Source organism: Stenotrophomonas sp. PUT21, assembly GCF_052232875.1.
Classification (GTDB): domain Bacteria; phylum Pseudomonadota; class Gammaproteobacteria; order Xanthomonadales; family Xanthomonadaceae; genus Stenotrophomonas; species Stenotrophomonas maltophilia_N.
The window spans coordinates 2,078,626-2,099,709 of sequence record NZ_CP197645.1; the positions used below are offsets into that span (position 1 = coordinate 2,078,626).

General features: G+C 66.9%; 19 protein-coding genes. 6 read left to right on the forward strand and 13 right to left on the reverse strand.

Annotated features, from left to right (window positions below):
- Positions 1–61: 61 nt before the first annotated feature.
- Together ACTT2I_RS09575 and ACTT2I_RS09580 are read right to left on the reverse strand one after the other, a co-directional pair.
- The gene (locus tag ACTT2I_RS09575; protein WP_421099814.1) at positions 62–2,260 is read right to left on the reverse strand and encodes a hypothetical protein; all 2,199 of its coding nucleotides are present in this window, start codon (positions 2,258–2,260) and stop codon (positions 62–64) included.
- Between the two features lie 105 nt (positions 2,261–2,365).
- Positions 2,366–3,514, reverse strand: coding sequence for an FAD-dependent oxidoreductase (locus tag ACTT2I_RS09580; protein ID WP_421099813.1), 1,149 nt, complete (start codon positions 3,512–3,514; stop codon positions 2,366–2,368).
- 50 nt (positions 3,515–3,564) lie between these two features.
- Here ACTT2I_RS09580 and ACTT2I_RS09585 point away from each other — a divergent pair, with 50 nt between their 5' ends.
- Entirely contained in the window at positions 3,565–4,017 is a 453-nt protein-coding gene (locus tag ACTT2I_RS09585; RefSeq protein WP_421099812.1) for a MarR family winged helix-turn-helix transcriptional regulator, read from the forward strand.
- Positions 4,018–4,040: 23 nt separating this feature from the next.
- On the opposite strand, the gene ACTT2I_RS09590 is transcribed toward ACTT2I_RS09585, so the two are convergent.
- Positions 4,041–4,433 (reverse strand): hypothetical protein, encoded by a 393-nt coding sequence (locus tag ACTT2I_RS09590; protein ID WP_421099811.1) that lies wholly within the window; start codon positions 4,431–4,433, stop codon positions 4,041–4,043.
- 220 nt (positions 4,434–4,653) lie between these two features.
- Here ACTT2I_RS09590 and ACTT2I_RS09595 point away from each other — a divergent pair, with 220 nt between their 5' ends.
- Positions 4,654–5,778, forward strand: coding sequence for a sensor histidine kinase (locus ACTT2I_RS09595; RefSeq protein WP_421099810.1), 1,125 nt, complete (start codon positions 4,654–4,656; stop codon positions 5,776–5,778).
- On the forward strand, positions 5,775–6,551 hold the full coding sequence (locus tag ACTT2I_RS09600) for a LytR/AlgR family response regulator transcription factor (RefSeq protein ID WP_421099809.1): 777 nt from the start codon (positions 5,775–5,777) through the stop codon (positions 6,549–6,551). Before ACTT2I_RS09595 ends, ACTT2I_RS09600 begins: the two co-directional genes overlap by 4 nt.
- 29 nt (positions 6,552–6,580) lie before the next feature.
- Here the strand turns inward: ACTT2I_RS09600 and map are convergent, their stop codons facing one another.
- The 3 genes from map to ACTT2I_RS09615 form a co-directional block, all read right to left on the reverse strand.
- Positions 6,581–7,348 carry a type I methionyl aminopeptidase gene (gene map / locus ACTT2I_RS09605; protein WP_088433418.1) on the reverse strand — a complete coding sequence of 256 codons (768 nt, stop codon included), beginning with the start codon at positions 7,346–7,348 and terminating at the stop codon, positions 6,581–6,583.
- A complete protein-coding gene (locus ACTT2I_RS09610) occupies positions 7,345–7,557 on the reverse strand; it encodes a ParD-like family protein (RefSeq protein WP_088433419.1) in 213 nt (70 codons plus the stop codon). The genes map and ACTT2I_RS09610 overlap by 4 nt, the downstream gene beginning before the upstream one ends.
- Before the next feature lie 78 nt (positions 7,558–7,635).
- Complete coding sequence (locus ACTT2I_RS09615) at positions 7,636–8,067, reverse strand: RidA family protein (protein WP_088433420.1); 432 nt, start codon at positions 8,065–8,067, stop codon at positions 7,636–7,638.
- A gap of 146 nt (positions 8,068–8,213) precedes the next feature.
- On the opposite strand from ACTT2I_RS09615, the gene ACTT2I_RS09620 reads away from it, so the two are divergent.
- Positions 8,214–8,681, forward strand: a complete 468-nt coding sequence (locus ACTT2I_RS09620; protein ID WP_421099808.1) for a DUF3806 domain-containing protein — start codon at positions 8,214–8,216, stop codon at positions 8,679–8,681.
- 15 nt (positions 8,682–8,696) lie between these two features.
- On the opposite strand, the gene ACTT2I_RS09625 is transcribed toward ACTT2I_RS09620, so the two are convergent.
- The 7 genes from ACTT2I_RS09625 to ACTT2I_RS09655 all read right to left on the reverse strand — a co-directional run bounded on the left by ACTT2I_RS09625 (position 8,697) and on the right by ACTT2I_RS09655 (position 18,097).
- On the reverse strand, positions 8,697–9,599 hold the full coding sequence (locus tag ACTT2I_RS09625; protein ID WP_088433422.1) for a cation diffusion facilitator family transporter: 903 nt from the start codon (positions 9,597–9,599) through the stop codon (positions 8,697–8,699).
- A gap of 28 nt (positions 9,600–9,627) precedes the next feature.
- The gene (locus ACTT2I_RS09630; protein ID WP_088433423.1) at positions 9,628–11,916 is read right to left on the reverse strand and encodes an Orn/Lys/Arg decarboxylase N-terminal domain-containing protein; all 2,289 of its coding nucleotides are present in this window, start codon (positions 11,914–11,916) and stop codon (positions 9,628–9,630) included.
- A 21-nt stretch (positions 11,917–11,937) separates the two neighbouring features.
- Positions 11,938–13,287 carry an arginine/agmatine antiporter gene (gene adiC / locus ACTT2I_RS09635; RefSeq protein WP_019185028.1) on the reverse strand — a complete coding sequence of 450 codons (1,350 nt, stop codon included), beginning with the start codon at positions 13,285–13,287 and terminating at the stop codon, positions 11,938–11,940.
- Positions 13,288–13,338: 51 nt separating this feature from the next.
- Positions 13,339–14,778: a DcaP family trimeric outer membrane transporter gene (locus ACTT2I_RS09640; RefSeq protein WP_293981851.1), complete on the reverse strand. Its 1,440-nt coding sequence runs from the start codon at positions 14,776–14,778 to the stop codon at positions 13,339–13,341.
- Between the two features lie 492 nt (positions 14,779–15,270).
- Positions 15,271–16,089 (reverse strand): thiol:disulfide interchange protein DsbG, encoded by an 819-nt coding sequence (gene dsbG, locus ACTT2I_RS09645; RefSeq protein WP_088433425.1) that lies wholly within the window; start codon positions 16,087–16,089, stop codon positions 15,271–15,273.
- Between the two features lie 41 nt (positions 16,090–16,130).
- Positions 16,131–16,931, reverse strand: coding sequence for a redoxin family protein (locus ACTT2I_RS09650; RefSeq protein ID WP_421099807.1), 801 nt, complete (start codon positions 16,929–16,931; stop codon positions 16,131–16,133).
- Positions 16,932–17,044: 113 nt separating this feature from the next.
- Complete coding sequence (locus tag ACTT2I_RS09655) at positions 17,045–18,097, reverse strand: helix-turn-helix domain-containing protein (protein ID WP_421099806.1); 1,053 nt, start codon at positions 18,095–18,097, stop codon at positions 17,045–17,047.
- A 209-nt stretch (positions 18,098–18,306) separates the two neighbouring features.
- On the opposite strand from ACTT2I_RS09655, the gene ACTT2I_RS09660 reads away from it, so the two are divergent.
- Both ACTT2I_RS09660 and ACTT2I_RS09665 read left to right on the forward strand, forming a co-directional pair.
- Positions 18,307–18,705: a heavy metal-responsive transcriptional regulator gene (locus ACTT2I_RS09660; protein WP_293981860.1), complete on the forward strand. Its 399-nt coding sequence runs from the start codon at positions 18,307–18,309 to the stop codon at positions 18,703–18,705.
- 83 nt (positions 18,706–18,788) lie between these two features.
- Positions 18,789–21,074 (forward strand): heavy metal translocating P-type ATPase, encoded by a 2,286-nt coding sequence (locus ACTT2I_RS09665; protein WP_421099805.1) that lies wholly within the window; start codon positions 18,789–18,791, stop codon positions 21,072–21,074.
- Positions 21,075–21,084: the final 10 nt, after the last annotated feature.

Sequence of the window (21,084 nt, forward strand, 5' to 3'; positions counted from 1 at the left end):
AGACAGTGGGCGCGGCGAGGATACCAAGCCTCGCCCTGCCAAGGGGAACAGATGCGTCCCGTCAGGGAGTGCCGTTGCCTTGCTTCGCAGCGGCAGACTTGGCCGGCAGCAGCCGCGGCTGCTCCGCATACCAGTCACGGGCACCGGCGAGGTGCCACTTGCGCTGCTCGCCCTGCAGCTCGATGCCGGCGCCCAGCACGCCCCAGCGCAGGTAGAGATCGCCCCGGCGCTTGCCATGGCTCAAGTCCAGCCTTGCCTGCAGGGACAACCGCTCGTTCTCGGCCTGCAGGTCCTCCACGATCAGCTCGCCGCTGCGCCAGCGCAGCTGCCCACTGGCCTGTACCTCGCCGGAGTCGAGCATCCCGAGCACCCAGCGCGGGTACTCGCTGCGTTGCGCGAACACGCCAAGCAACGGCCCGGCATCGCGCAGGCGCAGGTCGGCCAGCCCATCCACCTGGAATGGCGCCGCCGCATCGATGTGACCACTGCGGATCGCCACCTTGCCCCACCAGCGTCCGTCACTCCTTTCATCGCCGACGTGGATATTGCGCAGCTCCACCGTGGTGCCGCCGAGATCGAACTGGCGGCTGTCGAAATCCGCACGCTGCAGGCGCGCCTGCAGCTGCGCATCGCCGCGCATCGCAATGCCTGCCACGCTCAAGCGGGCGCCGCTGCCACGCAGATCGGCGCTGCCCTTGCCCACCCGGCCGGAGGCATCCAGCGAGACATCTCCACTGAGCAGGCCGGTACCGCCAAGCAGGCGCACGTTGTCGTTGCCGAGGTAGCGGTTGTAGGCGGTCAGGTCCGGCACCCGCGCATCGGTGAAGCGCAGCTGGGCGCGCATGCCGTCACTCAACTGCTTCAGGCGCGCATCACCACGCAGGCTCAGCGCCAGTTGCCGCCCATCGAACAACACCGCCTTGGGTGCGTTGGTCGGCGCGGCCTGGAAGCGGGGAATCTGCACCTTCAGTTCCGCCTGCGCGGGTGTTCCTTCGACAATCCGGCCCTGTGCGTGGGCATCGCCACGCATCCGAACCCCTGCGACCTCCGCCACGGCCGCCACCTGCGGGATGTCCACGGTACTACCGGGTGCGAGTTCGCCGTCGGCGATGATGACGTCTGCCTTAAGCAGGCCACCCCCATCAAGATGGAACCAAGGCTTTTTCACGAACAGATCGCTGATCCAGTTCAGCGACTGGAACTGCCATGCGCCCTGGACGTTGCCGGACAAGCGCGGCAGCAGCTCGGCCGGCGCCTGGAACGGAATCTTCCGGCCGGTAATGCGGAGATCGGCATCGAGTTCACTGCCCGTCTCCGGATCGCGCGGCAGCCGCGCCTGCACGCGCATGTCCTGCGCTACGTCCAGCTGCAGCGACAGCAGGCCGCGGTCGTCGGCATGCACGCCGGCATGCAGCGGCAAGCGCCAGACCAGCCGGCTGCCCGGTCGCAGCGCGCCCTCCTCCAGCGTCACATCCGCAGTGAGGCGGGCGTTGGACACCGCACTGCCGACCTTCACGTGCGGGCCGCCGGTATCGATGCGCAACCCCTGACTGCGGGCGTCGATCTGCAGCTGCGCCCAGGTAATGCCCAGTTTCTGCAGCCCCGGCGCGTCGTCACGATAGTGCCGCGGGAAATGGAAGCGCGCAGCGATATGCGCATCGTCGAGCACATTGACGCCGCCAAAACTGACCTGCGCGTCATCGAAGCCTGCCGTGGAATCGAACAGCTCCGACGGCCCGCCTTTGAGCTGTTTGAGGAAGCCGACCGTGCCGTGGCCCTGCCCCACGATCAGCAGCTTGCCGAAGCGCCCACTGCGGATCGTGTCGCTGTGGATCGCATCGAAGCGCAGGGTCCAACCCCGGTCGCCGCGCGGCGGCGGCGGAATGGCGTTCTCGACCCGCTCCACCTCCGCTTCCACCCCGGTCGCGTCGATACGCGGGATGCGCACTTCCTTGCGCAACAACGCCGGCAGGTCGATCCATGCACTGGCCCGATCGGCACGGAACACATACTGAGTCCGATTGGCCTGGCCGCGCATGCGGATGTTCCAGACCACCGCCTGGCCGGGCATCAAGGTCACCGCCGGGCCGGTCTGCATCGTGAATTTTTCAGGTTTGCGGTTGGTCACCGCATCGAACAGCGGCGTATTGAGGAATACGTTGCCCGCCAGCAGGTACAGCGCATACAGCGCCAGCAGCGAGAGCAACGCCACGCGCCACGGCCGGGGCCAGCGCCGGACGCGCTCGGGAATCAGGGGCATGTGGATCCGCAACAGGAAGCAGGATGACGACCCACTATCGGCAACGCGCAGCCGTCACCGCGTGAAGGCCCCGCGCCGGAAGGCCTCTCATGGCCCACCCACGGCTCAGGAACGTCGTGCTGCCTGCTGCGCCTGGAAGAACGCCACCGTCGGGGCCAGGCCCAGGTGCGAAAGCTGGGTCGCAGCGCCCTCGGCCGAGCCCTGTGCAGCCTCGATGACGCGCTCGAACATGTGCGCCTCGTAGGCTGCAACGGCGCCTTGCCAGTCCGGCACCTGACCGAGCTGCGCGGCCAGCTCGGCGGCATCCAGCATCGCCGCGTTGACACCCTCACCGCCGAACGGGGACATCAGGTGCGCCGCATCGCCGATCAGGGTCAGCCCCGCACGTGGATTCCAGCGGTGTCCGACCGGCAGCGCATGGATCGGGCGCGCCACGAATCGAGTGGTACTGGCCCGGAACAGGTCGCGGATCGTTTCGGCGAATCCCTCAAATTCTTCCAGTAGTGCCGTGCGCATCGCCTCGGGCGAGGTGAAATCGAACCGCGTCGCCGCCCAGTCGACGGGAACGCGGAACACCGCGTAGCCGCGCACGTGCGAATGGCCGTTGCGCTGGGCGATGATCATGCGGCCGTCGCCTTCGATGCCGACCTTGCCGCGACCGACCAATGCAGCCAAGCCGGGATGGGCCCGGTCGATGTCGTCGATGCCGAACTCGATGAAGGTCAGCCCGCTGTACTGCGGCCGATAGGGCGACAGCAACGGGCGCACCCTGGACCAGGCACCGTCGGCGCCGATCACCAGATCGAACGGTCCTTCCACCCCCGTGTCGAATAGCAGCTCCCAGCGGTCGTCCGCGCTGCTGCGTACGTCCGCCAGGCGCCGGCCCCAGTGAAGGGTGTCGGCAGGAAGCGAATCGATCAACAGCGCGCGCAATGCCGTGCGATCGACCTCGGGGCGGCTGCGATCGGTGCCTTCGTTGTCTTCGAACAGCACGTGGCCGGCCTTGTCGAGGAGGCGCTCGCCCTGGTCGTCGTGCCGTGCAATCGCGTCGAATGCCGCGCTGAGTCCGGCACGCTCAAGCGCCAGCAGCCCGGACTCGGCGTGCAGGTCCAGGCTGCCCCCTTGTGGGCGTTCGTCAGGATCGCGCTCTGCTTCGTAGACGGTGCTCGGCAGACCATGGGTATGGAGGATCCGAGCCAGGCTCAGGCCCGCGGGGCCGCCGCCGACGATGGCAATGCGAGGGGGGCTGGGCATGGCGTGCATCCGGGATTAACATAGGGGCCTATATTTATAGATAGCCACCTATGGAACGTCAATCCTCATCTCCCCCGCTGTCCACCGACAAGCCCCTCAAGCTGCTGGGCGTGGCGTACCGCGGCTTCCAGAGGATCGTGGATGCACCGTTGCGCGAACTGGGTTTCGCGATGAGCCAGCTCCCTGTCCTGGTGTCACTGAAGCATGGCAACGCCCTGCCGCAGAGCGAACTGGCGCGGATCGCCGGTGTCGAGCAGCCGAGCATGGCGCAGCTGCTCAACCGCATGGAGCGCGACGGGCTGATCCAGCGCCGTCCGGACCCGGACGACCGCCGCAGCCGGCTGATCGCGCTGACCCCGCAGGCACGCGAACGGCTGCCTGCCGCACAGGCGGTCATGGAAGCGGCCAGCGCGAAAGCGACCGCCGGCTTCAGCGCGGCCGACATGGCGCGGTTGCAGTCACTGATGGTGCGCCTCAACGCCAACCTCGAGGCGAGCGACTGATCGGACAAGGCTGATCGCATCCATCAACGCGGCCGTTGCTGATCGGCCACCCGGAGCTCAGGACGCGCCTGGCCCGCGCGGCCCTGCGGCCAAGGCTGGATCGCAAGCCTGCTACCGCGGCAGGCATCCACGTCCTGGTAGACCTGGGTCCTGCCGTTGGCGAAGGTGAAGCGCAGGTCGTAGCGGCAGCCCTCGCCAGCCAGGTCCACCGTCACCGCATCGCCGCCCCCGGACAGCCTGCGCACCAGGGCACGGGGCGCGAACGCGTCACTGCCGGCAGGCGCGACCTCCACCGCACTCACGCTGTCATGCGCACGGTTGACGAGGGTCAGATAACGGGCGTTGGCGGCGCCGGCAAGCGGTACCGTCACGGTGGAGAGCAGTCCGGCAAGGGCAACGGCGCGGGTCAGGGTCATGGCAGCGGTCTCCAGCAAGGAAGGGATCTCGGCAGCGCCTGCATCACAGGGCGCGTTCCGGTCGTCCCATCTCGCCGTCGCGGCGGCGGCCCGGCAACCGGTCCGGGACCAATCGTCGCCACGCGCGGACCAATCGTAATGAGGCCTCATGGCGCTTCCCGTGCGCACGTCCGCCTGCCTAAGATGACCTCCGCCAGAAACGCCTGGCCCGGAACCCACCATGTACCTCCGCCTTGGCAGCACCCGGATCCGCCTGTCCCGCTACCTCGCCGTGTGGACGGCGGTGGCCGTCATATTCGCCGTCCAGACCTCGATCAACGCCGGCCTGCCGAACAGCCAATGGCCCCTGTGGGACCTCATGCGCTGGTCGCTGATCCAGTGGTATACGTGGGCCGCGCTGGCACCGACGGTCTTCCGCCTCGCCGAGCGCTTCCCGGTGCGCGGCACCGGTCGCTTGCACGGCCTCGGCGCGCAGGTAGTGGCCAGCCTGTGCATGACGGTCATCGCGATGATCGTGGGCGCACTGGTGTCTACCCTGTTCGAGCCCAGCGGTTTCTTCGAGCAGCTGGGCTACTTCCTGGAGCAGCACTTCGCCATCGGGCTGCTGACCTACTGGACCCTGTTCGCGATCCAGCAGGCCCTTCACTTCCACGCCGAGAAAGCCCGCCGTGAACTGGAAGCCAGCCAGTTGGCCACCGAACTGGCGCAGTCGCGGTTGCGCTCGCTGAAATCGCAGCTGCAGCCGCATTTCCTGTTCAACACGCTGCACGCGATCATTACCCTGCTGGACGAGGACAAGGTCTCGGCCGAGGACATGCTGCTGCGCCTGAGCGAGCTGCTGCGCGCGTTCCTGGAGGACTACGACGGCCAGGAAATCAGCCTGCGCCAGGAGCTGGACCTGATCGAGCTGTACCTGGGCATCCAGCGCACCCGCTTCAAGGACCGGCTGACCACCCGCACCTACATCGGCCCGGAGACGCTGGACTGCGCGGTGCCCAGCCTGATCCTGCAGCCGCTGGTGGAGAATGCCCTGCGCCACGGCATCGGCCAGCGCGTGGGCAGCGACACCATCGAGATCGAGGCCCGGCGCGACGGCGATGCGCTGTGCATCGAGGTGCGCAACCGCAACAGCACCCTGTCGGTCGAGCCGGCCGCATCGGACGGGCATGGCATCGGCATGTCCAACACACGCCTGCGCCTGAAGGAACTGTACGGCGATGCCGCCGAGGTGAGGCTGGACATGATGTGGCCGGAAGGTGTGGTGTGCCGCATCCGCGTTCCGTTCCGGGAACTGGAGAGCGCCGACGATGCACCGGAATTCTTCCCGGGCACAGCGCCGGCATGAGCCTCACCGTTCTCGTGGTCGATGATGAGCCGATCGCGCGGCACGCGGTCATCCGGTTGCTGCGCGATGATCCTGAGCTTGAGATCGTCGGCGAATGCGGCGATGGCGTATCGGCGGTCAACGCCATCCGCAACCAATCGCCGGACCTGGTCTTCCTGGACATCCAGATGCCGGCGATCACCGGCCTGGACGTGGTCGCCACCATCGGTGCCGAGCGGATGCCGGCCACCGTGTTCGTCACCGCCTACGAGCAGTACGCCGTGAAGGCCTTCGAAGCCAATGCCGTGGACTATCTGGTCAAACCGTTCAGCCGCGAGCGCTTCGCCGCCACCCTGCAGCGGGCCAAGGCGCGGCTGTCGGCGGCCCGCGGGGTGGGCGCGCAGGCCTCGACGCAGATCCTGCAGGCGCTGGATGCATTGCGGCAACGTGACGCGTATCTGCAGCGCATCCCGGTGCGTGTGGAGGAGCATGTGGTGCTGGTGGCAGTGGATGACATCGTCTGGATCAAGGCCGCGCGCAACACGGTCGAGATCCACCTGGTCGACCGCGTGCATGAGCTGCGCGAGACCATGGCCACCCTCGCTGCCCGGCTGGACCCGCGGCACTTCGCCCGCGTGCACCGCTCGGCGATCGTCAATGTGCGCCGGGTCAAGGCGATCCATCCGTGGTTCAACGGCCACCACGTGGTGACCATGGACACCGGCCAGCAGCTGCGCATGAGCCGCTATCAGAACGAGGCGTTTCTCAAACTGGTGTCCACACGCAGCGAATGAGGCTGCCGGGCATGGCCCGGCCGCCCGCTTCAGTCGGGCATCCGCTCACCCGTGCGCAGGGTCAGCACTTCCACCCCATCGGCGGTCACCAGCACGGTGTGCTCGGCCTGCGCCGACAGTTTCCCGTCGCGGGTGGTCACCGTCCAGCCGTCCTCACTCATGTCGATGGCCGCGCGGCCCTGGTTGATCATCGGCTCGATGGTGAAGGTCATGCCCTCTTCCAGCTCGAGCCCGTCGCCGCGGCGCCCGTAATGCAGCACCTGCGGTTCTTCGTGCATCTCCTGGCCGATGCCATGGCCGCAGAATTCGCGCACCACGCTGTAGCCATGCGCCTTGGCATGCTGCTGGATCGCAAAACCGATGTCGCCCAGCGTCGCGCCCGGGCGCACCACCCCGATCCCCTTCCACATCGCCTCGCGGGTCACCCGCACCAGCCGCTTGGCCGCGTAGTCGACCTCACCGATCAGATAGGTCTTGCTGGAATCGGCGATGTACCCCCCCTTTTCCAGCGTGATGTCGAGGTTGACGATGCTCCCGCTGCGCAGGATGGCATCGGCCGAGGGCACCCCATGGCAGACCACGTTGTCGATGGACGAATTGAGCACGTAGGCGAAGCCATACTGTCCCTTGCTCGCCGGGCGCGCCTGCAGCTCATCGACGATGAAGCGCTCGACCCAGTCGTTCACCTGCAGCGTGCTCATGCCTTCCAATGGCAGCGTGTCCAGCGCTTCGAACACCTGGGCCAGCAGGCGTCCCGATGCGCGCATCAGCGCCTGTTCTTCAGCGGTCTTGATCATGCTTCGGCCACCCGCAACGCGCCCGGTTCGACCCCGGCGGCGCGCAGTTCACGGCTGACGATCTCCTGGTAGCTCATACCCGGATTCATTTCGCACAGCATGCCGATCTTGATCCAGAAGCCCGCCTGGGCATTGATCGAGCGGCCCGAGACGCCGCTGGCGCGGCGCAGGTTGTCGTGTAGTTCGTCGTCGATGTTGACGATGCCCATGGGCGAGCCTCTCTAAAAAAATGATATACACATCATATATGTTTCGTATATCACATGAGAAGGCCCGCCCCGGATCGTTCAGCCGGTGTACGCCGTCGCCTCGATCTCGAACAGCATGCCGTCCAGTGCCAGCCGCGGCACCGGGATGAGCGTGCAGGTCGGCGCACGGCCCAAGGGCCAGCGGCGGCCGATCTGATCCGAGAGGATGCCGAGCCGGTCCTGATCGTGATCCACCACCAGCACGGTCAGCTTTGCCACGTCGGCCAGGGTGGCACCGGCCGACGCCAGCGCGAGGCTGAGGTTGTCCAGCGCCTGGGCGACCTGCGCCTCGAAGCGCGGCGACAACGCGCCATCGGCGGTTTCCCCGCCCTGCCCGGCGATGTGGATCACGCGGGCCGGCAGCCGCACCACGGCAACGTGGGAATAGCCGTTCGCGGTCGGGTCGTACAGCCCGGACGGATTGATGAAACCAAACAGGCCGGCAGGCGCAACAGGGGTATCGGTCAACATGGGGGGAGGCGTCGTCGGGGAGTGAGTGCGCAGTCTCCGGCCTCAACTGCGGTTGAGGTCAACGGCGCGCACTGCAACGTTGCGATGCGCCGTCGCATTGCCCGTGCAGAGCTGCCAGAATCGCGACCGGGCATCCGGAGAACCGCATGAGCGACAAGGACGTGGCATTGGCCGGGTTTTCGGACCGGGAAAGCGCGTGGGCACAGGAATCCAGGGATCTGGGCCGACAACTGCTGACGATCTATGCCGGCACGAGCGAGGTCACCCCGAACGCGCTGGACACGGCCTTCCGGCGTTGGAAGGCCGACGATGTCGCCCAGCGCCCTGCCGACAACGTCGTGGCGTGCGGGCTGGGCATCCTCTTCGGTGATTACGTGATTGCCCATCGCGGCGGCGATTGGCGCATGCAGACCGACGCCTATGGCACCGACGCGGTAGTGGTCGGCCCCGCCAAGCTCAAGCTGTTCCCGGTGGCTTCGGTCTCCAAGCGGATGGCCCCGGACAATGAGGACATCGCCTTCTTCGAGCCCATCTGGGCCAGCCTGCCCCCGGCTCACCTGCCCGACCCGACGCCGCCCGTGCCCTGGTGGCGCCGCCTTTTGGGGCGACCCTGAGTCCCGTCCCCGGCCTCAGGTCCAGGCCGGATCGGCGGTGAAATCGATGGTCAGCCAGAACTCACTGCCGCGCGCATCCAGGCGCTCGGCGATCTCATCACGCAGCCGGTCCACATTGCCGATGTTGCCGATGACCGTTTCCGGGTGGGTGAGGATGTGGATCTCCACGAAACGCATGCGGCCCATCTTGGCCACGTGGCTGGTGAAATCCAGATAGCCGTGTTCGGCGACGAAGTCTTTCATCACCGCCTGCACGCGCGCATCCAGCGTATCCGGCGCCACCTGCAGGACCTCTCGCATCGCCTTCCACGCGCTGCGCAGCGGTACGGGCAGCACCGCGACGCTGATCGCGGCCAGCACCAGCGGGTCCAGATAGGGAATCCAGTGGGCATGCGCGCCATCGCGCAGCAGCAGCGCGATCGCGAACGCCAGCACGACGGCCAGGCTCATCATCCCGCTGAGCAGCCACGCGCGCACATCCAGCCAGAGCAACGCCGAATGCAGCTGCATCGCGCGGGTACGCACGTACGCGGCCATGGCCAGGTTGCTCACGCACAGCAGAGCCGCCCACAGCAGCGCCGGCCCGGCCTTGACCTCGTGCCCGCCGGTGGTCAGCCCGATCACCGAATTGGCCAATGCATAGATGCAGGCCAGCGACAGGATCGCCCCGCCAAGGGCCTCCACCATCGGCTCCAGATGCCAGTAGCCGTACTGGAAGCGCGGGCTTTCTTCCCGCGCCACCAGCCGCAGCACCGACAACGCCACCAGGGTCAGCGCCACGTCCACCAGGCTGTAGACCCCATCGAACAGGATGGCCTGCGACCCCACCAGCAGGCCGCCGATGAAGCCGATGGCGCTGACCGCCATCGTCACCCCGATGGAGAATGTGAGGACCCGTTGCTCGCGTGCTGTATCCATCGCTGGCCGAGGGTCCTGCGCGCGGGCGTCAGACCTTCAGCACCTCCACCTTGTAGCTCGGCGCATCGCCGTCGGTATCAATGATAAGCCCGTGCACATCCGACTCGAAGCCCGGGAAGCGCGCATTCTGCTCGCGGGCGATCCGCAGCGACTGGATGATCGGCTCGTCGCTGCTGCCGAAGCGCTCGCCCGGCATGATGGTCGGGATGCCCGGCGGGTACGGCACCAGCATGGTGCCAGCGATGCGGCCGCTGATCTGCTCGATGTCGACCCGTTCGATCTGGCCACGGACCAGATGGTCATACGCCTCGGCCGGGGTCATCACCGGCTCGGGCAGGTCCACGTACATCGCGCGCATCACCTGGGCCACACCGAACTCGTCGTTGAAGGCGTGCAGCGCATCGCAGAGGTCGCGCAGGCCCCAGCCGGCGTAGGCGATCGGGAACTCGGCCGCGAGCTGCGGCAGCGCACGGGTCAGCGGCGCGTTGCTGTCATAGAGCTCCTTGAAGGCCATCAGCTCGGTGACCAGGGTGCTCCACTTGCCCTTGGTGATCCCCATGGAGAACAGGAACAGCACGGAATAGAGATTGGTCTTCTCCACCGTGATGCCACGCGTCCACAGGAACTTGCTCAGTACCGCGGCCGGAATACCGCGCTGCCCCATCTCGCCGTCCATCGACAGCCCGGGCGTGAGCAGGGTGACCTTGATCGGATCGATCAGCACGTAATCGTCGACCAGGCCATCGAAGCCGTGCCAGTGCGCGTCCGGCTGCAGATACCATTCGCTGCGCTTGGCCACCATCGGGGCCGGCGCATCGCCCTTGGCCAGCGAACGTTCCAGCTTGTCCGGCTGCCACACACTGAACCACCAGTCGTCGCGGCCCAGATCCTCGCGTACATGCAGCATCGCGCGGCGGAACGCGATCGCCTCATCGTGCATTTCCTGCACCAGCGATTCACCCGCCGCACCTTCCATCATCTTGGAGGCCACATCACAGGCGGCGATCACGCCGTAGTGCGGGCTGGTGGTGGTGTGCATCATGAAGGCTTCGTTGAAGCGTTCGGCATCCAGCGCATGGGTGGCCGCGTTGCGCACGTGGATCATCGAGGCCTGCGAGAACGCGGCCAGCAGCTTGTGCGTGGAGTGCGTGGTGAAGATGATCGCATCCTGCTCGCGCGGCTTGCCCTTGGCCATGCCGTAATGGTTCTCATAGAACGGATGGAACGCGGCATAGGCATACCAGGCTTCGTCGAAATGCAGGTAATCGACCGCGCTGCCGATCTCTTCGGCGATCTTTTCGGCGTTGTAGCACAGCCCGTCATAGGTCGAATTGGTGACCACCGCGATGCGCGGCTTGGAACCGGCCTTGTAGGCCTTGCTGGCCAGCGGGTTGGCGGCGATGGCCTGCTGCAGCGACTCGGGCGTGAACTGGTCCAGGCTGATCGGGCCGATGATGCCGTGCGCGTTGCGGCTGGGGGTGAAGTACACCGGGACGCCCCCGGTCATGATGAGTGAGTGCAGCAGCGACTTGTGGCAGTTGCGGTCGACGAACACCACATCGCCCCGCCCCACGGTCCCGTGCCAGACGATCTTGTTGGCGGTCGAGGTGCCATTGGTGACGAAGAAGGTGTGGTCGGCACCGAAGTTGCGCGCCGCCTCGTTCTCGGCCTCCTTGATCGGGCCGGTGTGGTCGAGCAGCGAGCCCAGCTCCGGCACCGAGATCGACAGATCGCTGCGCAGGGTGTTCTCACCGTAGAACTGGTGGAACGCACGCCCGACAGGCGACTTGGTGAACGCTACGCCGCCGGCATGCCCCGGCGTATGCCAGGAGTAGTTGGACTCGGCGGTGTGGTGGATCAGCGCCTTGAAGAACGGTGGCAGCAGATTGGCCATGTAATCTTCGGCCGCGCGCATTACCTGGCGTGAGATGAAGCTCTTGGTGTCTTCGAACAGGAAGATGTAGCCGTGCACGAACTTGAGCAGCTTGCTGGGCACCTTCTCGATGGTGCGCCGCTCGCCGTACAGGAACACCGGCAGGTTGGCGCGGCGGGCGGTCTGTTCGCGCAGGAAGCCCAGCAGGCGCTGGAACTGCTCCGGGTTTTCCTCGGTGCCGTCGATGGAGATCAGCACCGCCGAGGCCGCCACATAGGTGCGCGCGCCGGCCTGGGCATCGGCCAGGGTCAGGCCGCACAGCACGCGCTGGTCGTTCTTGCGCAGTTCGTCCACCAGCGCACGGATCAGGATGCCGCCGATGCGCGGGGATTCGTAGTCGTCGTCGATGACGATGATCGGGTAATCAAGGGACTTGAAGTACACAGGGATTCTCCTGGGGCAATATCACGAAAGCGTCGTGCGGACAGCGGCGTCGAGCGCGGGCAGCTGGCCGCGCTGGCGGCGACGCTCCTCGCTGAAGAACGGGTAGAACACCGTGATGAACAACACGAACAGGAAGGCGTACTGCACGATGTTGCCGGCCGAACCGAAGATCGCCCACAGGCAGTACACGACGGTGACGCTGGTCAGCAGCCAGAACGCGCCGGTATGGACCAGCGTGTGCGAGCGCTCGACCACGAAGTAGCAGGCCACGCAGGAGTAGATGTACGGCAGCAGGGTCAGCACGACCGCGGCCGAGGTGATCACATCGAACTGGGCCGAGGCGGTCTTGGAGGTGGAGGTGACCAGCACCGCCAGGGTCATCAGCACCGCCACGATCAGCACGCCCTTGACCGGCACGTCGTCCTTGTTGGTCTTGCTGAAGATGCTGGGGAACAGGCCGTCATCCGAGGCCGCCTTGGCGCTCTGCGCGGTCAACAGGATCCAGCCGCCGAGCGAGCCGGCTGCACCGACGAAGGCGCACAGGCTTACCAGCGCCCCGCCCCAGCCACCCACCGCATTGGCGGCGGCCAGTGCGAACGGCGCATCGGAGACCTGCAGGTCGCCATTGGGCACCATGCCCATGATCACCGAGGAGCTGGCGATATAGGCGATCGCGGCCAGGAACACGCCGCCCAGCGTCGCGCGCGCCACGTTCTTCTCCGGGTTCTCGACCACGCCGGCAGTCACCGAGGCCGATTCCACGCCGATGAAAGCCCACAGGGTCAACGCGGCGGCACTGGAGATCGCGCCGAAGTTGGACTCCCCGGAAACGTTGTAGGCGCCCTTGAAGATGGTCGGATCGAAGAAGAACCAGCCGAAGATCGCGATACCCAGGATCGGCACCAGCGCGAAGCTGGTGGTCACCGTCTGCAGCTTGCTGACGAACGACGGGCCGATCACGTTGGCGAAGCTCAACGCCCATACCAGGGCCAGCACCGCGATGCAGCGTGGCAACGGCTCGGACAGGATCGGGAAGAAGTAGCTGAAATAGCCCACCGCCGCGATCGGGATGGCGACGTTGCCGATCCAGTTGGCGAACCAGTAGATGGTGTTGGTCTGGAAACCCATGTAGGGGCCGAACCAGTCCCTGGCGTAGGCATAGGGACCACCGGCCTTGGGGGCCAGCTTGCCGAGCTTGGCGAACACGAAGGCCAGCAGCAGCGCGCCGGCGGTGGTGATCAGCCAGCCCCAGATCGAGGCCGTGCCGATCTTGGCCAGGCTGGAGGGCAACAGGAACACCCCCGACCCCATCATGTTCCCGGCCACCAGGAAGGTGGCACCGACCACCCCGATTTTCTTCGCTTTTGCCATGACGCTTGCTCCTTTGCCAGGCAGGGACCCGGTCATGCCGGGCGTTGGGAGTTACTTGATGAAGTTGTACTGGAGGCTGCCCTGCAGCCGCATCGTGTCGCCGCGTTGTCCACTCTGCTGTTCCAGCTGCCCGTAAAGCAGCTCCATACCCATCGTCCAGGACGGGGCCGGGCTCCAGAGCAGGTTGAAGACGCCGTAGCGGCTCTGGCGGAACGCATCGGCCGCCAGCGCATCGTTGCGTCCACTGGTGAGCTGGCCGTAGATCAGGTTCGAGCGCCACAGCGGCGACCAGTAGTGCGTGTAACCGACGAAGCCGCCGTACAGCGACAACGCCTGCAACCGCCCGTCGGCGGTCACCACCGCGTCCATGCCCGAGCCGGTCAGGTCGGCGGTGTAACGGGCCAGGCCCTTGCCGCCGAGCATGCCGAACAACAGCAGGTCCTGATCACCGACCGCGGCCGAGCCACTGAGCTGCAGGCCACCGGCGAAGCGGCGGCCGTCGCCGGCATCGCCGTCGTACCCCAGGCTGCGCGCGACCGCGCCCAGCTGCAGATGGCCCCAGTCACGCTCCATGCGCGCCGTCACGGTGACGTCCGGCAGCGAGTCCACCGGCATGACCCCCTCGGCGGGGTTGCTCAACTGGGTATCCGGATCCTCGGCGGCCACGGTGAGGGTATTGCCCTTGCCCATTGCGAAGCTGTGGTGGATGCCGGCCACCAGCAGGTACCCCGCTCCCCCCGGCCCGGCGAAATCCAGGGTGTCAGGCAGGCTGTCGGCGTCCATGAAGGTGGAATAGCCATAACCGGCGTAGGTGTTGCCCAGCTGCCCGTAGGCGTGGCGCAGGCGGAACTGATAACTGTCGCTGCTGCCGAAAAAGTCGTTTTCCAGATAGAAGCGCAGGTTGCCATGCGTGGTCGGGCGCCGCGCCTCGAAGCTGAAGCGGGTCTGCTTGGCATGCAGGGTGAAGTTGGAGACATCCCGGTGTGCACCGCCGACCGGAATCGAAGAAGTGACGAACTGTTCCTGGTCACCGGCCGCGCGCGAATCGGCGATGGCATCGAGCTTGGCGTACCCGCCGATGCGGATCAGGGTGTCGGTGTTGGGGATCGCGAAGAAGCCTTTCAGCTCGGGATCGGTCGGCCCGGCAGCGCTGTCCGGTCGGGAGGCGGCGGTGGACGGATCAGCAACGGAATCGCGTTGCGGGAGAATCGCCTGGCCCATGCCGGGTACCTGGGCTTGGGCAGTCACGGGCGCTGGCGAGGGTGGCGGAGTCGTGCTCGTACCCGGCGCAGCGGCCGGTGCCGCGATGGCTACCGGCGGCGCGGACGGAGGTTTGCCGGATTCGATCGCCTCCAGGCGTTTTTCCATCTGTTCCAGTGTCTGCCGCAGCGTCTGAATGTCCTGCCGCAGGGCAGCGGCCGAATCCTGCGCATAGCCCGGCGCCGCAGCGAATGCTGCCACGCATGCGACCGTCAACACAGCCAAGCGCATAACGTCCTCCTTGAACCGTACACAGTCCCGCGGGTCCAGGCCGGCCGACGTCCAGGACGCCGCCGATCATGGGCACGCAGCCCGGCACTGCACTGCGCGCGACCTTCTCCGGCGCGCGATCCGGTGGCCACCACGCCATCGAACCCGTCGTCCGCATCGGTACGCTCGCACGGGATCCCCTCATCCCTGATGACCGGCGCGTTCAAGCGCGTCGGCCAGCGCCTTGAGTAACAATCGCAAAGTGAGAATGCCGTGAATGTTGCCGGACAGTTTTCTGACTGGGCGGCCACGCGTCCGGTGCGTGCGGGGGAATCCATGAGATAGCGCATGCGGCCAGCTTAGCGACCGCAACGTTTTCGGCCTTGATCCAAATCAAGCCGAGTGCGTCAACGTGCGACGCCGGGCTTTCCCGGCCGCAATACGCCTTCATGACACCCAAACGCAACGCGCCGGGTTCAACCCGGCGCGTTGTGCAGCGATACCGCGGTCCGCTCAGCGCGGGCCGAGCACCACGGTCATGTCATCGCCCTGCGGCATGCCGGAACGGCGTTGCACCATTCCCTGGGCATCCTTGAACAGAATGCCCGGCGTGCCCTGGAAGCCCAGTTCAATCATCAGCACCTGATTCGCATCGAGCTTGTTGGCGACCTCCGCCGTCAACGATGCCGCCGGCTTGATGCCACCGCGATCGAACAGCCGTTCGTTCTCCAGCAGCGCGGCACTGGGGTTGGGGGCGGTAAGGATCGCAGCCGCCTTGGCCGGGCTGTCCTCACGGATCACGCCGACCATGACGTGGCGAAGCTGCACCTTGCCGGCATCCACCCACGGCCGCGCGGCTTCCCAGAAACGATGGCAGTACGGGCAGTTCGCATCGCTGAAGGTGTAGACCACGCGCGGTGCATCGGCGCGGCCGTCACGCACCCAGGCGCTTTCGTCGAGCTTCTTCCAGCTGCGCTCGGACATCGGTTTGGCCACCAGCTTCTCCAGTGGCGCGGCCCCCACGTCTTCGCCATTGGCATCGAACAGGCTCCCGACCACCACGTTCTTTCCGTCCGCGGTGACATACGCCGCCGCAGGCTGCTGGCCGCCGACCACGCCGGCAAACCCGCGCAGGCCACCCGGCGCATCAAACTCGCCGATCACCTCGAAACCATGCTTCTCGATGCCCTTCAGCACGGCCGGGCGGTCGCCGCCAGCCTTCGGCGCGGCAGCACCGGCTTTCGGCGTCTGTGCCTGGCTGCACCCGGCCAGTGCCATCAGCAGCGAGACGGCAAGCACGGTGCCCAACGGGCGCGAGGACTTCAATTTCATGGTGACTCCTGGATTCAAGGAACAAGACAACGCGACGACCGTTACAGGCTGTCGAGCTTGGATTGCAGGCCGGCGGCACTGAGTTCGCCCAGGTGGATGTGCTTCAGCCGGCCCTGCCCATCAAAGAAGAGGGTAGTCGGATAGGCGTGCACCTGCAGCCGCTCGGCAGTGAGCGCGTCTTCGTCGAGCAATACGTTGGCCAGGGTGAGCTGCTCGGCGGCCAGGAAACCCTCGACCTCCTCCCGGGTTTCGCCCTGGTTGACGAACAGGAAGCGGATATCCGGGTGGCGCTGCTGTGCGCGCGCCAGCACCGGCATCTCGCGCCGGCAGGGGCCACACCAGCTTGCCCAGAGATTGACCACCACCGGCTTGCCCTGTGTGTCGGCCAATGCGATTGGCTGCCGCTGCAGCGAGGTCAAGGTGATCGCCGGCAGCGTCACCCGCGATTGCTGCAGCCAGCCAGCGCCGGTAGACAGCACGGCCCAACCGAGCAGGCCCGCCAGCGCAGCGGCGCCCACGGGGCGGCGCAGTGTGGGCCAGCGGCGCACGCGCCACGCCCCCCACCCCAGCCCGACCAGCAGTGCCGGCCACAGCAGGAACCCGCCATCGCCGATCCGCAGCACCCCCCAGGGATCGGCCGCATAGTCGCCCGCGTGCCACATCACGAACGCCACCCGCCCGGCCAGCAGGCCCAGCAGCAGCATGTCCACCACCACCGATCGCGGACGCGGTGCGCCTTCGATGACCGGAGCACGCACCACACTGGCCACCAGCATCGCAATGCCAAGCGCCACCACTACCCACACGACCGCAAGCGGTACCGGGCCTACACTGCTGATCATTGATTCTCTCCGCCCTCGCACGGGACCTGCCAGGTGCGACGGCTGTTGCATCGGGCCCGTCGGCATGGTCCCAGCAAGGCATCAAGGGAGCAAGTGTGCCGGTGTCGCGCGATTCAGGCCGCCGAACGGATCGACTCGACCACCCGGCCGACCGGGCGCGCTGCTGCACGCTCGCGCTGCTGTGCGGCCACCTGGCGGCGATAGCGTGCCGGCGTCAGCCCGACGATGCGCAGGAACAGCCGACGGAACGCACTCTGGTCGGAGTAGCCCACCGCCCACGCCACCTGGTCCACCACCCCACCGGCCTGCAGCAGCAACTGCGCCTTGGCGATGCGCAGGCGCTGGCAATACTCGATCGGCCGCATGCCGGTGGCTTTCAGGAACCGGCGCTGCAAGGTGCGCGGCTCCAGCCCGGCCTGCAGGCAGATGTCATCCAGCCCGACACCGCGTGCCGCAATCCCGTGCAGCCAGCGCTGCGCCTTGAGGATGCAGCGGTCGCCATGCGCGAAGTTCGGGCTGAAGCGCTCCAGATCGTCCAGTTCGGTGCGCGGTATCACCAGCTGCAGCTGCTGGATGACGGTGTTCATCACACTTTGCCCGTACACGCGTGCGAGCAGGCGCAGGCTCAGATACTTCCAGGCCTCCTGGCCGGCGGCCGTCAGCAGGTCACCATCATCGACCAGGGTACGTTCGCTGGGGAGCCAGCTGGGTACCATCGTGCGCAGTGCCGGGCAGCGCGTGGGATCGGGAACACTGACCGAGCGGCCGGCCAGCACGCCCGCTGCCGCCAGCAGCAGCCCCCCCTCGTCGCAGCCAGCCAGCAGGCTGCAGCCATCGTGGCATTCGCGCAGCCAAGCCAGCAGGCGCTCGTCGGGCGGTGCCATGGTCCAGCTCGATTCACTGCCGGGCACGACGATGATCGCCGGCAGGGCATCGCCGAACAGCTCCGCCCCCGCCACCCGCTGCATGCCGCGGGCGGACATCGTCCAGCGCGTGACCAGCATGCGCCCGCCCGTGCGGCGCCCGGCGGCCACGGTGCGGTTGCAACGCTGCGCCAGCTCGGACAGCACGGGCGCGGCGGCGCGCAGGCTGCCGGGGAATTCTACGACCGCAACTTCCATCAGGGTCGGCGTATCCGGCTGCAGCGTGTTGCGGGGTGCGTCCATGGCCATTCTCCTGGGACAGTGCCTGCCGGCGGGGCCGGGCAGAACAGGTCGATACATAAGATGGCCTGAGGCTACGGACGTCCCGGCGGGACGGCCATGCAACTAGTTGTAAATTTCACGCAGACTGAATTTTCAGTGGGGTTCCAGCAAGGCTTGACCCTTGACCAGACTCCAAGGTCCAGAATGGTGCGGTCATCCACGAGGTGCTCATGAACATTGGACAGCTCGCGCGCCAGGCCGGCGTGCCGATCGATACGGTGCGCTACTACGAGCGGCAGCAGCTGCTGCCCACCGCCCGACGCAGCGCCGGCGGCTACCGGGTCTTCAGCGAGTCGGACCTGACCCGCCTGCGTTTCATCCGCCGCGCCAAGGCGCTGGGTTTCAGCCTCGATGAAATCGGCGACCTGCTGGGCTTCAGTGATCAGCGCGGCCAGGACATGGCCCAGATCCGCGACAGCGCAGTGAACAAACTCAGTGACATCCAGCAGCGCATCAACGAGCTGCAGCGCATGCACGGCGCGCTCAAGCAACTCGTCGATGCCTGCCCCGGCCATGGTGATCAAGCCCAATGCCCGATCCTGACCGCACTGACGGAAGCACGCCAATGAACCCGACCCACGCGCATGGGAATGGCGCGCCCGCAGCGAAAGGCCCGTCCTGCTGCGGCGCTCCGCCAGCGCCTTGCGCGGGCATGCACACAGACCCGGTCTGCGGCATGGCGGTGGACCCGGCCACCACCACCCACCACGCCCGTCATGACGGCAGCGATTACCCTTTCTGCAGCGATGGCTGCCGGCGAAAGTTCATTGCCGACCCGCAGCGCTACCTGACCCCGGACGCTGATGCCGCCGAGCCGGTCCCGGCCGGCACGCTGTACACCTGCCCGATGCACCCGGAGATCGTGCAGGAAGGACCCGGCACCTGCCCTCTGTGTGGCATGGCGCTGGAACCGGCGATGCCCAGCCTGGAGGAAGGAGAGAATCCCGAGCTGACCGACTTCCACCGTCGCTTCTGGTGGAGCCTGCCGCTGAGCGTGGCCACGATGGCGCTGGCAATGCTCGCGATGACGCCGGTGCTGCATGGGCTGTCGCCGGATCTGCGGGTGTGGATCGAACTGGCGCTGGCGACACCGGTAGTGCTCTGGGCCGGTTGGCCGTTTCTGCAGCGCTGGGCGCAGTCGATCCGCCACCGCAGCCCGAACATGTGGACGCTGATCGGGACGGGTGTGCTGGCCGCATACGGTTACAGCGTGGTCGCCACCGTCGCGCCCGGCCTGTTCCCGCCGTCGTTCCAGCAGCACGGACATGTTGGCGTCTACTTCGAAGCGGCGGCCATGATCATTTCGCTCACGCTGCTCGGGCAGTTGATGGAGCTGCGCGCACGGGCGAAGACCTCGGCGGCGATCAAGGCACTGCTCGGCCTGGCACCGAAGACGGCGCGCGTGCTGCGCGAGGATGGCCGCGAAGAAGACATCGAGATCACCGCGCTGCAGCCCGGCGACCGCGTGCGTGTACGCCCGGGTGAGAAAGTACCGGTGGACGGCACGGTGGTGGACGGCCGCTCCTCGATCGACGAATCGATGCTCACCGGCGAGCCCGTGCCGGTCGGCAAGACCATCGGCGACACAGTGATCGGTGCGACCCTCAACGGCACCGGCAGCCTGGTGGTGCGCGCTGATCGCCTGGGCGATGACAGCATGCTGGCGCAGATCGTGCAGCTGGTCGCGCAGGCGCAACGCTCACGTGCCCCGATGCAGCGCATGGCCGACACCGTGGCGTACTGGTTCGTGCTGGCGGTGTTGTCGGTGGCGGTGCTGACGTTCTTCGGCTGGGGGCTGTTCGGCCCCGAGCCATCGTGGACGCACGCGGTTCTCAGCGCGGTTGCGGTGCTGATCATCGCCTGCCCGTGCGCACTCGGGCTGGCCACGCCGATGACGATCATGGTCGCCACCGGCCGTGCTGCACAGCACGGCGTGCTGTTCCGCGATGCCGAAGCGATCGAAGCCCTGCGCCAGGTCGATACGCTGGTGGTCGACAAGACCGGTACCCTGACCGAAGGGCGGCCGGCGTTCCGTGATGTGCAGGCGGTGGCGCCCTACCAGCCCGATCAGATTCTGCAGTGGGCGGCGAGTCTGGACCAGGGCAGCGAGCATCCGTTGGCTGCAGCGATCGTCGCGCAGGCGCAGGCGCGTTCGATGCCACTGACCCAGGTGGTGGACTTCGACTCGCTGACCGGCATGGGCGTGCAGGGCGTGGTCGACGGCAAGACGCTGCTGCTCGGCAATACCGCACTGATGGACGAACACGGCATCGCGCTGGATGCGCTGCGCGAGGCGGCCGAGCAGCTGCGCAAGGCAGCGGCGAGCGTGATGTACCTCGCCGTGGACGGCCAGCTCGGCGGTCTGCTCGCGGTCGCCGACCCGATCAAGGCCTCCACTGCCGAAGCGATCGCCCAGCTGCACCGCGATGGCCTGCGCATCGTGATGGCGACCGGCGATGGCGCCGCCACCGCCGAAGCGGTCGCGCGGGAACTCGGCCTGGATGAGGTGCACGGCGAAATGCGCCCCGCCGACAAGGCCGCGCTGATCCGTTCGCTGCAGGCGCAGGGCCGCAAGGTCGCGATGGCCGGTGACGGAATCAATGATGCGCCGGCGCTGGCGAGTGCCGACGTGGGTATCGCGATGGGCAACGGGACCGATGTGGCGATGTCGAGCGCGCAGGTCACGCTGGTCAAGGGCGATCTGCGCGGCATCCTGCGTGCGCGCCAGCTTTCCACCGCGAGTGTGCGCAACATGCGGCAGAACCTGGGCTTTGCGTTTCTCTACAACGGCCTCGGCATTCCCGTTGCGGCCGGCGTGCTGTACCCGCTGGGCATCGTGATGTCGCCGATGCTGGCCGCGGTGGCGATGAGCTTGAGTTCGGTCTCCGTGATCAGCAACGCGTTGCGTCTACGCCATCAGCGACTGCCGGGCGAATGAAGCGCGATTA

What these genes read in the sequence shown, in the direction of transcription:
- ACTT2I_RS09660 (WP_293981860.1), top strand. Translation starts at nt 18,307, where the DNA reads ATGAACATTGGACAGCTCGCGCGCCAGGCCGGCGTGCCGATCGATACG.
- ACTT2I_RS09615 (WP_088433420.1), bottom strand. Translation starts at nt 8,067, where the DNA reads ATGTTGACCGATACCCCTGTTGCGCCTGCCGGCCTGTTTGGTTTCATC.
- ACTT2I_RS09580 (WP_421099813.1), bottom strand. Translation starts at nt 3,514, where the DNA reads ATGCCCAGCCCCCCTCGCATTGCCATCGTCGGCGGCGGCCCCGCGGGC.
- map (WP_088433418.1), bottom strand. Translation starts at nt 7,348, where the DNA reads ATGATCAAGACCGCTGAAGAACAGGCGCTGATGCGCGCATCGGGACGC.
- adiC (WP_019185028.1), bottom strand. Translation starts at nt 13,287, where the DNA reads ATGGCAAAAGCGAAGAAAATCGGGGTGGTCGGTGCCACCTTCCTGGTG.
- ACTT2I_RS09620 (WP_421099808.1), top strand. Translation starts at nt 8,214, where the DNA reads ATGAGCGACAAGGACGTGGCATTGGCCGGGTTTTCGGACCGGGAAAGC.
- ACTT2I_RS09595 (WP_421099810.1), top strand. Translation starts at nt 4,654, where the DNA reads ATGTACCTCCGCCTTGGCAGCACCCGGATCCGCCTGTCCCGCTACCTC.
- ACTT2I_RS09575 (WP_421099814.1), bottom strand. Translation starts at nt 2,260, where the DNA reads ATGCCCCTGATTCCCGAGCGCGTCCGGCGCTGGCCCCGGCCGTGGCGC.
- dsbG (WP_088433425.1), bottom strand. Translation starts at nt 16,089, where the DNA reads ATGAAATTGAAGTCCTCGCGCCCGTTGGGCACCGTGCTTGCCGTCTCG.
- ACTT2I_RS09665 (WP_421099805.1), top strand. Translation starts at nt 18,789, where the DNA reads ATGCACACAGACCCGGTCTGCGGCATGGCGGTGGACCCGGCCACCACC.
- ACTT2I_RS09600 (WP_421099809.1), top strand. Translation starts at nt 5,775, where the DNA reads ATGAGCCTCACCGTTCTCGTGGTCGATGATGAGCCGATCGCGCGGCAC.
- ACTT2I_RS09610 (WP_088433419.1), bottom strand. Translation starts at nt 7,557, where the DNA reads ATGGGCATCGTCAACATCGACGACGAACTACACGACAACCTGCGCCGC.
- ACTT2I_RS09640 (WP_293981851.1), bottom strand. Translation starts at nt 14,778, where the DNA reads ATGCGCTTGGCTGTGTTGACGGTCGCATGCGTGGCAGCATTCGCTGCG.
- ACTT2I_RS09650 (WP_421099807.1), bottom strand. Translation starts at nt 16,931, where the DNA reads ATGATCAGCAGTGTAGGCCCGGTACCGCTTGCGGTCGTGTGGGTAGTG.
- ACTT2I_RS09655 (WP_421099806.1), bottom strand. Translation starts at nt 18,097, where the DNA reads ATGGACGCACCCCGCAACACGCTGCAGCCGGATACGCCGACCCTGATG.
- ACTT2I_RS09590 (WP_421099811.1), bottom strand. Translation starts at nt 4,433, where the DNA reads ATGACCCTGACCCGCGCCGTTGCCCTTGCCGGACTGCTCTCCACCGTG.
- ACTT2I_RS09625 (WP_088433422.1), bottom strand. Translation starts at nt 9,599, where the DNA reads ATGGATACAGCACGCGAGCAACGGGTCCTCACATTCTCCATCGGGGTG.
- ACTT2I_RS09585 (WP_421099812.1), top strand. Translation starts at nt 3,565, where the DNA reads ATGGAACGTCAATCCTCATCTCCCCCGCTGTCCACCGACAAGCCCCTC.